The following is a 13,675-nucleotide window of genomic DNA, read 5'->3' as shown; positions in this document are numbered from 1 at the left end:
CGGTACGACGAAGGCGGATCTCCGGCACCAGGTGCCGCAGATCCTCCTTCGTCTACGGGGTCGTCGTCGGCAGCCGCACCGCGAGCTGCTCGCACCACGGCTCGAAGCCCAGCCGCGCCGCGGCCGCCATCGACGCGGTGTTGGCGGTGCGGGCGACCCAGCGGGCCACCCGGTGCTCGCGGATCGCGTACGACGCCGCGGTCCGCCCGACGGCATCGACGAGGCGCCGGCCGCGGTGCGACGGGGCGACGAGCACCCCGAGGTCGCGGGGGCTGCCGGCGTACGGCGACAGCGACGCGGCCGCGACCAGCGCGCCGTCCTCGACGAGCCCGAACGCGACCTCGACGTCGTCGTCGGAGGAGCCCGACTCCCACCACTCCTCGTCGGTCACGACCGCGCGCAGCTCCGCCAGGTCGGCGACCTCCACCCGCACCACCCGCGGGTCCGGCCCCGGGTCCACGTCCAGGTAGTGGTGGGTCGCCGGGCCGATCACGGTCCCGCCGATCGAGGCGGCGTACGACGTCCAGGAGTCAGGCGGCGGCAGCGGGACGACCTCGGCGGACTGCGGCGCCGAGACGTGGACCCCGTGGTCCCGCCAGGCGACGAACAACCCGGCGTACCCCTCGAGCCGTCCGTGCGGCTGCACCGTGGCTGCTTGCCACAGCTCGTCGCGGGTGATGCCGAACAGGTCGCACCACCAGGTGTCGACGAGGTCGCACATTCCGGGCTGCACGGCGCCGACCCTAGACGCGGGGTGCGGGTCGCGGCGACGCCGTTTCCCCTGTCCTGGGGGCGAAAACCGCGGTCCCATGCCCCGCTCGATCGAGAATCCCCAAGCCTGGCTGGGGATTCTCCTCTTGGTGTCAGGTGCGCGGTGGTCGCGCTCACTACCAGACGGTGCTGCACGACGTGCAAGCGCCCCGAGAAATAAGGGGAAAACAGCCGCGCGGTGATTGTGACGAGGGCCACGTGTGCCTAGCGTGCGTTGCAGCAAGTCGAGCACGGGCTCGGCCCATGGGTTCATTGGAAGGGAAGCTAGTGAACAAGTCTCAGCTCATCGACGCGCTTGCTGCGCGTTACGAGGGGAATCGCAAGGCTGCCGCTCACGCGCTCGAGTCCGTCCTGGACACGATCACCCGCGAGGTGGCGAAGGGCGAGAAGGTCGCCATCACGGGCTTCGGCTCCTTCGAGAAGCGCATCCGGGAGGCTCGGTGGGTCCGCAACCCGCAGACCGGTGCGCGGATCAAGTCGAAGAAGAAGGCCGTGCCGAAGTTCAGCCCCGGCGCCGACCTCAAGAACGTCGTCTCCGGCGCGAAGAAGCTGCCGAAGCTGACCCTCGCCGCCCCGGCTGCGGCCGCCAAGAAGGCGACCGCGACGGCGACCGCCACCGCGGGCGCTGCGGCGTCCGTGGCCAAGAAGGCCGCACCCGGCGGCACGAAGAAGGCGCCGGCGAAGAAGGCTCCCGCCAAGACGACCGCCAAGAAGGCCTCCACGACCGCCGCCAAGAAGGCGCCGGCGAAGACCGCCGCCAAGAAGGCGCCGGCCAAGAAGGCTTCCACCACGACCGCGGCCAAGAAGGCACCGGCCAAGAAGGCCTCGACGACGAGCGCCGCGAAGACGACCAGCACCAGCACGGCGAAGAAGGCCCCGGCCAAGGCCGCCGCCGCCAAGAAGGCGCCGGCGAAGAAGGCCCCGGCCAAGAAGGCGCCCGCGAAGAAGGCCGCCGCCAAGAAGTCCTGACCAGCGCAGGACGGGCAGCACCAGCAGCAGCACGGTGGGCCACCACCCCGGTCGGGGTGGTGGCCCACCGTCGTTCCCTGGAGTCGCTCAGACCAGGGCGCGGGTGTGCGGTCCGAGGCCCAGCGCCGCAGCCGCCCGCAGGTCCTCGGTGTCGTCGACGTCGCGGCGCAGCGTCACCAGGTCGCCGGCGATCTCGAGGGCGCCGGCGTCGAGGTGCGCCTCCCGGGACTCGACGCCGAAGCGCGGGTCGAACTCGTCGTACGGCGCGGTGTAGAGCGTCGTGCCCACCCGCTCGGCGTCCGCGACGAACGCGGCCCGGCCGGGCAGGGCGGCCGCCAGGGCCGCGTCGAGGTCCTCGGGCCGCAGCGCCGGCAGGTCCGCGCACAGCGCGACGCCGACGAGGTCCGGCCAGCGGCGGCGTGCCTCGGCCGCGGCCTCGCGCAGGCTGCCGTTGAGGTCGCCGGAGACGCCGTCGGGGATCGCGGCGCACCCGAGCCGCCCGAGCTGCGCGGCGAACGGCACGTCGTCGGTCACGACGAGCACCTGGGCCACCCGGGAGGCGGCCAGGCAGGCGCTGACGGTGTCGAGCGCGAAGGCGGCGGCCAGGGCGCGACGGTCGTCGTCGGTGGCGCGGACGAGGCGGGACTTGCCGACGGCGGGCGGCTTGACCGGCACGACGACGGCGTACTGCTGCAGGGACATCCCCACGATCCTGTCAGGCGCCCCGACGGAGGCGCGCCGGGGTGTGTCGTGACGAGACGGGGAGGGGTGGCGACCGAGTAGCCTGCACTCGACGTAAGGCGCGTCACGGCCCCCGGGCCTGAGGAACGGCGAGGACGCACGTGACGGTTCGCAAGCTGCAGCAGGAGCGCGGCTGGGCATGGAACCTCGCGGTGCCCATCATCAAGCCGCTGCTCCTCGCCACCACGAAGCGCACCTGGATCGACGGCGAGCGGGTGCCCGCCACCGGCGGCTGCCTGGTGATCTTCAACCACCTCTCGCACGTCGACCCGCTGACCGCCGCGCACTTCGTCTACGACCACGGCCGGCTGCCGCGCTACCTCGCCAAGTCCGGGCTGTTCCGCAACAAGGCCCTCGGTGGCTTCCTCACCGCCGCCGGGCAGATCCCGGTGGAGCGGCTGAGCAAGAACGCCGTCGGGGCGTACGACGCGGCCGTCGCGGCCGTGCGGGCCGGGGAGTGCGTCGTGGTCTACCCCGAGGGCACGCTGACCCGCGACCCGGCGCTGTGGCCGATGACCGGCAAGTCGGGGGCCGCCCGGATCGCGCTGGAGACGGGCTGCCCGGTGATCCCGGTCGGGCAGTGGGGCGCGCAGGAGCTGCTCGCGCCGTACACCAAGACACCCCACCTCTTCCCGCGCAAGCGGATCACCATGAAGGCCGGCGCCCCCGTGGACCTCGCGGACCTGGCGGCGCTGGAGCGCACCCCGGCGGTCGTGCAGCAGGCCACCGACCGGATCATGGCCGCCGTGACCGCGCTCGTCGAGGAGATCCGCGGCGAGACCGCACCCGCCGAGCGCTACGACCCCCGCCGGTCCGGCGTCCGCCCGACCGGCAACCCGCACCGCACCGACAAGACCCCCAAGACGCACAAGAAGGACACCGCATGAGCAAGGTCGCGATCTTCAGCGCCGGGTCCTGGGGCACCGCCTTCTCCATGGTGCTGGCCGACGCCGGCAACGACGTGACGCTCTGGGCACGCCGCGACGAGGTCGTCGACGCGATCAACGGCCAGCGCGAGAACCCCGACTACCTGCCCGGCGTCGAGCTCCCGCCGTCGGTCTCCGCGACCACCGACGTCGAGAAGGCCGCCCACGGCGCCGACCTCGTCGTGCTCGCCACCCCCTCGCAGACCCTGCGCGAGAACCTCACCGATTGGGCGCCGTACCTCCAGAAGGACGCCGTGCTCGTCTCGATGATGAAGGGCGTCGAGCTCGGCAGCCTCAAGCGGATGAGCGAGGTGATCGCCGAGGTCACCGGGGCCGGACCCGAGCGGATCGCCGTCGTCAGCGGGCCGAACCTCGCCATGGAGATCGCCCGCCGCGAGCCCGCCGCCTCGGTGGTGGCCTGCGCCGACGAGGACGTCGCCAAGCAGATCCAGGCGCGCTGCCACGCCCCCGCCTTCCGTCCGTACACCAGCGTCGACGTCCTGGGCTGCGAGCTCGGTGGCGCCTACAAGAACGTCGTCGGTCTCGCCGTCGGCATGGCGGTGGGCCTGGGCTTCGGCGACAACACGACGGCCTCCGTCATCACGCGCGGGCTGGCCGAGACCGCCCGCCTCGCGATGGCGCTCGGCGCGAACCCGCTGACCCTGATGGGGCTGGCCGGGCTCGGCGACCTGGTCGCCACCTGCTCCTCGCCGCTCTCGCGCAACCGCAGCTTCGGCGAGAAGCTCGGCAAGGGCATGACCACCGAGGAGATCTATGCCTCGACCCGCCAGGTGGCCGAGGGCGCGAAGTCGTGCTCGTCGCTGCTCGCGCTCGCCGCCCGCACCGGCGTCGACGCCCCGATCGCCCACCACGTCGACGCCGTCGTCGCCGGCCGGATGACCGCGCAGGAGATGATGGACGCGTTCATCGCCCGCGACACCAAGGCCGAGACTGATTGAGACTGACGAGCTCCGACCGAGGAACGAGGTCGGGGCGACGTCAGGCCAGATCGAGCAAGCGACGCGACCGAGGAACGAGGTCGCGCGAGCGCGTCGAGATCCAGTGACCGCAGCGGGAGCGCCTCAGCCCACCGGTTTCGACGCGCTTACGCGACTTCGTTCCTCAGTCGCGGCACTTGCTCAACCTGGCTGAGCCCACGCGCGGCGCTCGTCCCTCGCGCCGCGCTGCTCATCTCAGGTCGTCGAGCGCCCGGCGCAGGTCGTCCCACAGGTCGTCGACGTCCTCGATGCCGACCGACAGGCGCACCAGGCCGTCGGGGATGGTGCCGGGCTCGGCCTTCCAGCGACGACGCCGCTCGAAGGTCGACTCCACGCCGCCGAGCGACGTCGCGTGCACCCACAGCTTGGTCTTGCGGGTGAGCAGGTCGGCGGCCATCGCGCCCTGGGCCAGCACGATCGAGACGATCCCGCCGAAGCCGGGGTAGCGGACCTCGGACAGCGCCGGGTGCTTGCCGAGGCGGCGGACCAGCTCCTGCGCGTTGGCCTGCGCCCGCTCGACGCGCAGGTGCAGCGTGCGCAGCCCCCGCAGCGCGAGCCACGCCTCGAGCGTGCCGGGCGTCGAGCCGAGCAGGTCGCGGCGGCCCTTGAGCACGGCGTACAGCTCGTCGTCGTTGGTCGCGATGGCGCCGAGCAGCACGTCGCTGTGGCCGGAGAGGTACTTCGTCGCCGAGTGCACGACGACGTCGGCGCCGAGCGCCAGCGGGGTCTGCAGCAGGGGAGTGGCGAAGGTGTTGTCGACGACGACGTAGGCGCCGGCCTCGTGGGCGGCCGCGCTGATCGTCTCGATGTCGGCGAGCTCGAGGGCCGGGTTGGTCGGGGACTCGAACCACACCAGCGCGGCGTCCTCGCACGCGGCGACGACGGCGTCGGTGTCGGTGATGTCGACCAGGGTCGCGGTGATCCGGCCGCGCGACTCGAGGTCCGCGAGCTGCAGCAGCGTGCCGGTGTAGGAGTGCGCCGGCGCGACCACCTTGGCGCCGTGCCCGACCAGGTCGAGCACCGTGGTCACCGCGGCGAGCCCCGTCGCGAAGGCCAGGCAGCGGCCGCCCTCCAGCGCGCCGAGCGCGTCCTCGAAGGCCGTCCAGCCGGGGTTGCCGTAGCGGCCGTACTCCAGGTCGCCGCCGGCGACGTACGTCGAGGCCATCGTGATCGGCACGTTGAGGGGCTGGTCGGGCTCGCGGGCCGGGCGGCCCGCCGTCACGGCGAGCGTCGACGGCTTCCAGGCCGGGGCGGGCGAGGGCTGGGCGGTGGTGGCGTCCTCGGGCATGGCGACGAGCCTAGGCCGGGCTGCGGGGCGACGGGGCAGCGGGCCGGTAGGGTCGGCCGCGATGAACGAGCCCACCGCCGAGACCCGCAAGCCCCGCGTCGCCGTCGTCTTCGGCGGTCGCTCCAGCGAGCACGGCATCTCGTGCGTCACCGCCGGCAGCGTCCTGAAGGCCATCGACCCGGACGTGTACGACGTGGTGCCGATCGGCATCGCGACCGACGGCCGCTGGGTCCTGGAGTCGGGGGACCCGGAGCGCCTGCGCATCGAGTCCGCCGACCGGCTGCCCGCCGTCGACGGCAGCCGCGCCGCGATCACGCTGGCCCAGGAGGCCGACGCCACCGGCCTCGTGGTCACCGAGCCGTCGCAGCCGCCCCGCACGCTGGGTGAGGTCGACGTCGTCTTCCCGGTGCTGCACGGGCCGTGGGGCGAGGACGGGACCATCCAGGGCATGTTCGAGATGGCCGGCGTCCGCTACGTCGGGGCCGGCGTGCTGGCCTCCGCGGTCAGCATGGACAAGGCCTACATGAAGGTCGTGCTCCAGGCGGCCGGCCTCGCGACGATGCCCTCGATCACGGTCACCGCGCGCTCGTGGGCCCGCGACGCCGCCGGCATCCGCGAGCGGTCGGCGGCGCTCGGCTATCCCCTCTTCGTCAAGCCGGCCCGCGGCGGGTCCAGCATCGGCATCTCCAAGGCCCACGACGCCTCCGAGCTCGACGAGGCGATCGAGGAGGCCCTGCGCCACGATCCCCGCGTGCTCGTGGAGGTGGCGGCCGAGGGCGCCCGCGAGGTCGAGTGCGGCGTGCTGCAGGCGCTCGACGGCACCCCCGAGACCAGCCTGCCCGCCGAGCTGCGGGTCGGTGGAGACCACGAGTTCTACGACTTCGCCGCGAAGTACCTCCCCGGCGAGAGCACCGAGATCGACATCCCGGCCAACCTGCCCGGCGACGTCGCCGAGCGGCTGCGCGACCTGGCCGCGCAGGCCTTCGAGGCCGTCGGGTGCGAGGGCCTGGCCCGCGTCGACTTCTTCGTGATGCCCGACCACTCGCTCGTGGTCAACGAGATCAACACGATGCCGGGCTTCACCCCGACGTCGATGTACCCCCAGATGTGGGCCGCCAGCGGCGTGGACTACCCCGCGCTCGTGGACCGGCTGATCCAGCTGGCGCTGGCCCGCGGCACCGGCCTGCGCTGAGCCGCCCCGCGACGGGCTACTTGCAGCGACCGACCTTGGTCAGGTGCTGGACGACGAGCTTGCCGACCTCGCCGATGCTGTTCGTGAAGCCGTTGGGGCGGTAGTCGCCCGGGATGACCAGCTCGACGCGCGGGCGGAAGTTCAGCTCCGTGGTCGTGACGTCGAGCGTCTCGTCGCTCGAGAGCAGCACGTCGTCCGGGACGAACCACCCGGTCCCGTCGACCTGCACGCACGTGGAGGTCGCGCTGAAGCCGGCCGGCTGGCCGACGCCGCAGGTCAGCACGATCGCGGGGTCCCCCCACGCGGCGCCGTACGCCGTGTCGCCGGTCGCCTCGACGCGCTCGCGCCCCGCGAGCTCCTGGGGGAGGGCGGCGACCAGGTCACGGCAGGCGGACGCGGTCGCGTCGTCCATCCGCGGCGCGTCGATCGCGGGCGGGGTGCTGCTGCAGCCGGCCGCGACCAGCAGCACGGCGCAGGACGCGACGACGCCCCGCGTCCGGTGGGACACGGGGCGTCGGCGACGTACGGCGGGGTCGGACACTCAGATGTGGACGACCGGGCAGGTCAGGGTGCGGGTGATGCCGTCGAGGTTCTGGACCTTCGAGACCACGAGCTTGCCGAGCTCGTCGACGTTGCGGGCCTCGGCGCGCACGATCACGTCGTACGGTCCGGTGACGTCCTCGGCGAGCGTGACGCCCTTGACCTGGGCAATGGCGGTCGCGACCTCGGCGGCCTTGCCGACATCGGTCTGGATCAGGATGTACGCCTGGACGACCATCTGGGACTCCTCTGTGTCACGGGCATGTGTCGTCGGTCAACCTATCGTGCCCGCGCCGGGTGTCCATAGGCGCGGGTCGCGGGCCGGTCTGGTGGGATGGGGGCATGCCCCTTCCCCCTGACGCGACCCTGGCCGACGTCGGTGAGTTCGGACTGATCTCCGCCCTCACCGAGCTCTTCACCCAGGGGGAGCACGTGCTCATCGGTCCCGGCGACGACGCGGCCGTGCTGCGCGTGAAGACCGGGCACGTCGTCGTCTCGACCGACCTGATGGTCGAGGGTCGGCACTTCCGGCGCGACTGGGCCTCGGCCGAGGACGTCGGCCACCGGGCGGCGGCGCAGAACCTCTCCGACATCAACGCGATGGGCGGCCGTGCCACCTCGCTGACCATCGGCCTCGCCGCCCCGGCGGACCTGCCCGCCGCCTGGGCGCTGGAGTTCGCCCGCGGCTTCGCCGACGAGTGCGCCCTGGTCGGCGCCAGCGTGGTCGGGGGAGACCTGACCCGCTCCGACCAGGTCGTCATCGCGGTCACGGTCATCGGCGCCTGCACGCAGTCGCCGGTCGTGCGGTCCGGCGCGGAGCCGGGCGAGGTGCTGGCGCTCTTCGGCCGCCAGGGCTGGGCCGCCGGGGGGCTCGCCGTGCTCGGCCGCGGCTTCCGCTCGCCCCGGGTCCTCGTGGAGGCCTACCGCCGCCCGGAGCCGCCGTACGACGCCGGCAGGGTCGCCGCGGAGGCCGGCGCGACCGCGATGATCGACGTGTCGGACGGGCTGCTCGCCGAGGCCGGCCACCTGGCGACCGCCTCGCAGGTCGCGATCGACGTGCGCCGCGAGGCCTTCGAGATCCCCGAGCCGCTGCAGGCGGTCGGAGCCGCGCTCGGTGCCGACCCGCTGCAGTTCATCCTCGGCGGCGGCGACGACCACGCCCTGCTCGCCACCTTCGCCCCCGACACCGTGCCGGACGGCTGGTCGGTCGTCGGCGAGGTCACCGAGGCCGGCGAGGACGGCCCCGGCGTCACGGTCGACGGCGCGGCGTACGACGGCCCCACCGGCTGGACGCATTTTTGAGCTGTCTCGTCGTCCCGAGCTCGCTCGGGACGACGAGAGGCGGCAGCCAGGTCGAGTAGCCGCGCGACCGACGAAGGAGGTCGCGACCGGCGTATCGAGACCCCCCGAACATGGCCGCCGAGCCTGCGAGGACCTGGACCTGCGCCAAGGTCGAGTAGCCGCGCGACGGCGATCACCGCCACCTCGACCAGGCTGACCCGCGCCGGCCGCGCGGTCACGACCGCGGCGACCTCGGACCAGAAGCCGTCGCGCGGGGGCTCTGCCTGGCCGACTCGCGAACCCGTTCGCGTAGGCGGTCTCCCGGGGCTCGACCCGCCCGGCCGGGCCCGCGACGACACCGGCCGGCGCGGCTGACGCCCCGGCCCATCCGTCACATCGACCCCACTGTCCGGGGGAAACCCGCTCTTTCCGGGTGTTGCAACACCCGGAAAGAGCCAACTTCCCCGGATATCCGGGGAAGCCGACGCCCCCTCAGCTGAGCTCCGACGTAGGAGGTCGCGACCGTTGTCGAGACCCCCCGAACATGCAGAAAGGCCGCCACCCCGAGGGGTGACGGCCTTCTGGAAGAGATCAGGTCAGCGGGTGACCTTGCCCGCCTTCAGGCAGCCGGTGCAGACGTTGAGCCGCTTCGGGGTGCCGTTGACGGTCGCGCGAACGCGCTGGATGTTGGGGTCGAAGCGACGCTTCGTAATCTTGCGCGACCACGGCCGGTTGTTACCGAAGCCCGGCTTCTTGGCGCAGATGTCACAGACGGCAGCCACCGGTGAACTCCTGAACGGTTGAGGTGTGTACGAGGGGCCCGAGCGATCGGGCAACCGAAGAAGCGTATCCGATGGGCCGGGGCGGGTGCGAATCGTGAGCCGGCCAGCGCCCGGGCGGACCCCCGGCTGCGACCCAGGCACTACATTGTGCCCTCATCCGCCGCTGCGGCGGAGCCCAGGGACCGACGGCGCGATCGACAGGGTGAGCAGGCGATGGAAGCACCGGGGAGCGGCCAGATCCAGCTCGCAACCGTGCTGCGCTTCGTCGACATCGCCACCGACGCCCTCAACGGGGCGCGCGAGGAGATCGACGCCCTCAACGTCTACCCCGTGCCGGACGGCGACACCGGCACGAACATGTACCTCACCGTCTCCGCCGCCCGCGACGCCATCCGCGAGGCCAGTGGCGGGGACGCCGGTGCCGACCGGGCCACGGCGCTGGCGGCGTGCAGCCGCGGGGCGCTGCTCGGCGCCCGCGGCAACTCCGGGGTCATCCTCAGCGAGATGCTGGGCGCCGTGCTGCGCCGCATCGAGACGGCCGACCCGGAGGAGCGCAACGCCCACGTGATGGCCGAGGCGCTGCAGCAGGCCTCGGACGCGAGCTACGCCGCCGTCGGCACCCCGGTCGAGGGCACCATCCTGACCGTCGCGCGTGCCGCCGCCGAGGCGGCCGTGGCCCGCGCGGCCGAGCCCGGCGCCCGGGCGAGGGACGTCTTCACCACGGCGGCCGCGGCGGCCCGCGAGGCGCTGGCCCGCACCCCCGAGCAGCTCCAGGTGCTCCGCGACGCGGGTGTCGTGGACGCGGGCGGACGCGGGCTCAGCGTGATCCTCGACGCGGCCGAGACCGTCCTGACCGGTCGCCACCCGATCCCGGTCACGAGCCCCTTCGACCACCGCATCCCGATCCCGCAGCCCGCCGCGCTGCAGTCCGGCGACCTGACGGCCGACGGGCCGGCGTACGAGGTGATGTACCTCCTCGACGCCGACGCCGACCGCATCGCGCCGCTCAAGGCGGCGCTGGCCGGGCTGGGCGACTCGCTCGTCGTCGTCGGACGCGAGGGGCTCTGGAACGTCCACGTCCACGTCGACGACGTGGGCGCCGCGATCGAGGCCGGCATCGAGGCGGGTCGTCCGCACCGCGTGCGGGTCACCCACTTCGCCGAGCAGGCGCAGGCCGCGAGCGCCTCCGGGTCGGAGCGCACCGGTCGCCGGATCGTCGCGGTCGCGGCCGGGCCGGGGCTGGCCGCGCTGTTCGAGGAGGCGGGGGCGGTGGTGGTCGAGGGCGGGCCGGGCCGCCGTCCGTCGACCGGGCAGCTGCTCGAGGCGATCACCGGGTGCGGTGCCGCCGAGGTCGTCGTGCTCCCGAACGACGCCGACTCCGTGCGGGTCGCCCAGATCGCCGCCCGGACCGCCGAGGAGGACCTGGGCGTCCGGGTCGCCGTCGTCCCCACGCAGGCCCAGGTGCAGGGTCTCGCCGCCCTGGCCGTGCACGAGCCCGGCCGCAGCTTCGACCAGGACGTCCTCGAGATGACCGCCACCGCGCGGCACGCCCGCCACGGCGCCGTGACGGTCGCCGCCCGCCAGGCGATCACGATGGCCGGCCCGTGCGAGCCCGGCGACGTCCTCGGCGTGCTCGGCGGCGACTTCGCGATCGTGGGCGACGACCTCTTCACGGTCGGCACCGGTGTCCTGGACCGGCTGCTCGGCGGTGGCGGCGAGCTCGTCACGGTCGTCGCGGGCGCCGACGACACCGACGACCTGGCCGCGCGCTGCGGCGCCTGGGTGGAGGAGCACCACCCGGCTGTCGACGTCGTGGTGTACGACGGTGGTCAGGAGCGCTACCCGCTCCTCATGTCCGTCGAGTGACCCGGGGGAGCGCCACCACACCATGATCGACCTGCAGTCACCCGTGGCGACCGTGCTGGGCGCCAAGGAGGCCAAGCGCAAGCGTCTCGCCGACGGCCTCGGCATCCACACGGTCGGCGACCTCCTGCACCACTTCCCGCGCCGCTACGTCCGCACCGGCGAGCTCACCCGGGTCAGCGAGCTCGAGCACGGCCAGATGCTGACGCTCGTCGGCGAGATCGTCCGCTGCGACGTCAAGAGCTACCAGGACCGCCGGACCGGGCGGCCGGCCAACCGGGTCGAGACGGTGCTCTCGACTGACGGTCCGTCGCTGCGGATGACCTTCTTCGCCAAGAACAAGTACTCCGCCAACTGGCGCGCCCGGACCCTCGCGGTCGGCACCCGCGGCCTGTTCGTCGGGCAGGTCTCGTCCTTCCAGAGCTCGTGGCAGCTCACGAACCCCAAGATGGTGCTCTTCGGGGCCGGTGACGAGGGCGACGCCGACGGCGAGGCCGCCTGGATCAACGACGTGGGGGACTACTACCCGATCTACCCGCTCACCAAGGGCGTCGAGTCGTGGGACCTGCAGCGGGCCGTGTCGTTCGCGCTCACGATCGTCGACGACCTCGCCGAGCTGCTGCCCGACCGGGTCCGCGCGGACTACGACGTCCTCGACGTACGCCGCGCCCTCGAGTGGGTGCACGCGCCCACCGAGCCCGACCACGTCGACCGGGCGCACCACCGCTTCCGCTTCGAGGAGGCGCTGGTCACCCAGCTGGTGCTGGCCCGGCGCCGGCTCGCCGTGCGAGCCCTGGGCGCCACCTCCCGCACCGGCGGGGGCGGGCTGCTGGCGGCCTTCGACGCCCGGCTGCCGTTCGAGCTCACCACCGGCCAGCGCGAGATCGGGGCCCAGATCGAGCGGGACCTCGCCGAGGAGCACCCGATGAACCGCCTCCTCCAGGGCGAGGTCGGCTCCGGCAAGACGCTGGTGGCGCTGCGCGCGATGCTCCGCGTCGTCGACTCCGGCGGGCAGGCGGCGCTGCTCGCGCCCACCGAGGTGCTCGCGCAGCAGCACCACCGCTCGATCGTCGCGATGCTCGGCGACCTCGCTGCCGGCGGGATGCTCGGCGGCGCCGCCGAGGGCACCGCGGTCGAGCTCCTCACCGGCTCGATGACCAAGGCCCAGCGCACCGGTCCGCTGAGCCGGATGGCGACCGGCGAGGCCGGCCTGGTCATCGGCACCCACGCCCTGCTCGAGGACCGCGTCGGCTTCTACGACCTCGGCCTCGTCGTCGTCGACGAGCAGCACCGGTTCGGTGTCGAGCAGCGCGCGGCGCTCACCGGCAAGGCGGCGACGCCGCCGCACGTCCTGGTGATGACGGCGACCCCGATCCCGCGCACGGTGGCGATGACCGTCTTCGGCGACCTCGAGACCTCCACGCTGACCGAGCTGCCCGCGGGCCGCGCCCCCATCCAGACGAACGTCGTCCCCCTGGTCGACCACCCGGGCTGGATCTCGCGGGTGTGGGAGCGGGTGCGCGAGGAGGTCGCGAAGGGCCACCAGGTCTACGTCGTCTGCCCGCGGATCTCCGGCGACGAGCCCGAGGAGGGGGGCAGCGACCAGCTCGACCTCGACGAGGACGGCTTCCCGGTCCCGCCGCCCGAGGCGGCCCCGCCGCTGAGCGCCGTGGAGGACGTCGCGACCGAGCTGGCCGACGGCCCGCTCGCGGGCCTGCGTCTCGCGGTGCTCCACGGACGGCTGCACCCCGACGAGAAGGACCGCACCATGCGCGCGTTCGCGCGTGGGGAGGTCGACGTGCTCGTCTCGACGACCGTCATCGAGGTCGGCGTCGACGTCGCGAACGCCACCGGCATGGTGCTCCTCGACGCGGACCGCTTCGGCGTCTCGCAGCTCCACCAGCTCCGCGGCCGGGTCGGCCGGGGCGGCCACCCGGGCATCTGCCTGCTCGTCAGCCACAGCCTCGACGGCACCCCGGCCCGCGAGCGCCTGGACGCCGTGGCGGCCACCACCGACGGCTTCGAGCTGAGCCGCATCGACCTCGCGCAGCGCCGGGAGGGCGACGTCCTGGGCAAGTCCCAGTCCGGCTTCCGCTCGGGCCTCCAGACGCTCAAGGTGCTCCGCGACGAGGACACGATCGTCGCCGCGCGGGCCTGCGCGACCGACCTGCTGGCCGCCGACCCGGACCTCCTCGAGACCCCGCTGCTCGCCGTCGCGGTGGCAGATATGGAGCAATCACGGCAGTCTGACTTCATGGAGAAGTCGTGAACACCCCCTGCCCGGGTGCCCGCCGACCCTCTCCGACCGGGGGGCCGACGCCGAC

General features: G+C 73.4%; 13 protein-coding genes. 7 read left to right on the top strand and 6 right to left on the bottom strand.

The window, feature by feature from the left end:
• Positions 1 to 52: 52 nt before the first annotated feature.
• A complete protein-coding gene (locus H5V45_RS04625; protein WP_185251858.1) occupies positions 53 to 733 on the bottom strand; it encodes a GNAT family N-acetyltransferase in 681 nt (226 codons plus the stop codon).
• Between the two features lie 305 nt (positions 734 to 1,038).
• On the opposite strand from H5V45_RS04625, the gene H5V45_RS04620 reads away from it, so the two are divergent.
• On the top strand, positions 1,039 to 1,740 hold the full coding sequence (locus tag H5V45_RS04620) for an HU family DNA-binding protein (RefSeq protein ID WP_185251857.1): 702 nt from the start codon (positions 1,039 to 1,041) through the stop codon (positions 1,738 to 1,740).
• Between the two features lie 87 nt (positions 1,741 to 1,827).
• On the opposite strand, the gene cofC is transcribed toward H5V45_RS04620, so the two are convergent.
• On the bottom strand, positions 1,828 to 2,442 hold the full coding sequence (gene cofC, locus H5V45_RS04615; RefSeq protein WP_185251856.1) for a 2-phospho-L-lactate guanylyltransferase: 615 nt from the start codon (positions 2,440 to 2,442) through the stop codon (positions 1,828 to 1,830).
• A 140-nt stretch (positions 2,443 to 2,582) separates the two neighbouring features.
• Here cofC and H5V45_RS04610 point away from each other — a divergent pair, with 140 nt between their 5' ends.
• A complete protein-coding gene (locus H5V45_RS04610; protein ID WP_185251855.1) occupies positions 2,583 to 3,368 on the top strand; it encodes a 1-acyl-sn-glycerol-3-phosphate acyltransferase in 786 nt (261 codons plus the stop codon).
• Positions 3,365 to 4,366 carry an NAD(P)H-dependent glycerol-3-phosphate dehydrogenase gene (locus tag H5V45_RS04605; RefSeq protein WP_185251854.1) on the top strand — a complete coding sequence of 334 codons (1,002 nt, stop codon included), beginning with the start codon at positions 3,365 to 3,367 and terminating at the stop codon, positions 4,364 to 4,366. The genes H5V45_RS04610 and H5V45_RS04605 overlap by 4 nt, the downstream gene beginning before the upstream one ends.
• 229 nt (positions 4,367 to 4,595) lie before the next feature.
• Here the strand turns inward: H5V45_RS04605 and H5V45_RS04600 are convergent, their stop codons facing one another.
• The gene (locus tag H5V45_RS04600; protein WP_185251853.1) at positions 4,596 to 5,693 is read right to left on the bottom strand and encodes a trans-sulfuration enzyme family protein; all 1,098 of its coding nucleotides are present in this window, start codon (positions 5,691 to 5,693) and stop codon (positions 4,596 to 4,598) included.
• A gap of 61 nt (positions 5,694 to 5,754) precedes the next feature.
• On the opposite strand from H5V45_RS04600, the gene H5V45_RS04595 reads away from it, so the two are divergent.
• Entirely contained in the window at positions 5,755 to 6,885 is a 1,131-nt protein-coding gene (locus tag H5V45_RS04595) for a D-alanine--D-alanine ligase family protein (protein WP_185251852.1), read from the top strand.
• A 16-nt stretch (positions 6,886 to 6,901) separates the two neighbouring features.
• Here H5V45_RS04595 and H5V45_RS04590 read toward each other — a convergent pair whose 3' ends face one another.
• A complete protein-coding gene (locus H5V45_RS04590) occupies positions 6,902 to 7,393 on the bottom strand; it encodes a DUF3515 family protein (RefSeq protein ID WP_185251851.1) in 492 nt (163 codons plus the stop codon).
• 33 nt (positions 7,394 to 7,426) lie between these two features.
• Positions 7,427 to 7,663, bottom strand: coding sequence for an Lrp/AsnC family transcriptional regulator (locus tag H5V45_RS04585; RefSeq protein WP_028645383.1), 237 nt, complete (start codon positions 7,661 to 7,663; stop codon positions 7,427 to 7,429).
• 104 nt (positions 7,664 to 7,767) lie between these two features.
• On the opposite strand from H5V45_RS04585, the gene H5V45_RS04580 reads away from it, so the two are divergent.
• Entirely contained in the window at positions 7,768 to 8,727 is a 960-nt protein-coding gene (locus tag H5V45_RS04580) for a thiamine-phosphate kinase (protein ID WP_185251850.1), read from the top strand.
• A gap of 575 nt (positions 8,728 to 9,302) precedes the next feature.
• Here H5V45_RS04580 and rpmB read toward each other — a convergent pair.
• Complete coding sequence (gene rpmB, locus H5V45_RS04575; protein ID WP_011756723.1) at positions 9,303 to 9,488, bottom strand: 50S ribosomal protein L28; 186 nt, start codon at positions 9,486 to 9,488, stop codon at positions 9,303 to 9,305.
• A gap of 213 nt (positions 9,489 to 9,701) precedes the next feature.
• Here rpmB and H5V45_RS04570 point away from each other — a divergent pair, with 213 nt between their 5' ends.
• Positions 9,702 to 11,354 (top strand): DAK2 domain-containing protein, encoded by a 1,653-nt coding sequence (locus H5V45_RS04570; RefSeq protein WP_185251849.1) that lies wholly within the window; start codon positions 9,702 to 9,704, stop codon positions 11,352 to 11,354.
• A gap of 22 nt (positions 11,355 to 11,376) precedes the next feature.
• Complete coding sequence (locus H5V45_RS04565; protein WP_185251848.1) at positions 11,377 to 13,620, top strand: ATP-dependent DNA helicase RecG; 2,244 nt, start codon at positions 11,377 to 11,379, stop codon at positions 13,618 to 13,620.
• The last annotated feature ends 55 nt before the right edge of the window (positions 13,621 to 13,675 follow it).

It is taken from the genome of Nocardioides luti, assembly GCF_014212315.1.
GTDB classification, from domain to species: Bacteria; Actinomycetota; Actinomycetes; order Propionibacteriales; family Nocardioidaceae; genus Nocardioides; species Nocardioides luti.
Note: the sequence above shows the minus strand (reverse complement) of the source record. Positions and strands in the feature narration are given on the sequence as shown.

Coding starts and splice junctions, on each gene's coding strand:
- cofC (WP_185251856.1), bottom strand. CDS start 2,442: ATGTCCCTGCAGCAGTACGCCGTCGTCGTGCCGGTCAAGCCGCCCGCC.
- H5V45_RS04605 (WP_185251854.1), top strand. CDS start 3,365: ATGAGCAAGGTCGCGATCTTCAGCGCCGGGTCCTGGGGCACCGCCTTC.
- H5V45_RS04600 (WP_185251853.1), bottom strand. CDS start 5,693: ATGCCCGAGGACGCCACCACCGCCCAGCCCTCGCCCGCCCCGGCCTGG.
- H5V45_RS04595 (WP_185251852.1), top strand. CDS start 5,755: ATGAACGAGCCCACCGCCGAGACCCGCAAGCCCCGCGTCGCCGTCGTC.
- H5V45_RS04585 (WP_028645383.1), bottom strand. CDS start 7,663: ATGGTCGTCCAGGCGTACATCCTGATCCAGACCGATGTCGGCAAGGCC.
- H5V45_RS04580 (WP_185251850.1), top strand. CDS start 7,768: ATGCCCCTTCCCCCTGACGCGACCCTGGCCGACGTCGGTGAGTTCGGA.
- H5V45_RS04570 (WP_185251849.1), top strand. CDS start 9,702: ATGGAAGCACCGGGGAGCGGCCAGATCCAGCTCGCAACCGTGCTGCGC.
- H5V45_RS04565 (WP_185251848.1), top strand. CDS start 11,377: ATGATCGACCTGCAGTCACCCGTGGCGACCGTGCTGGGCGCCAAGGAG.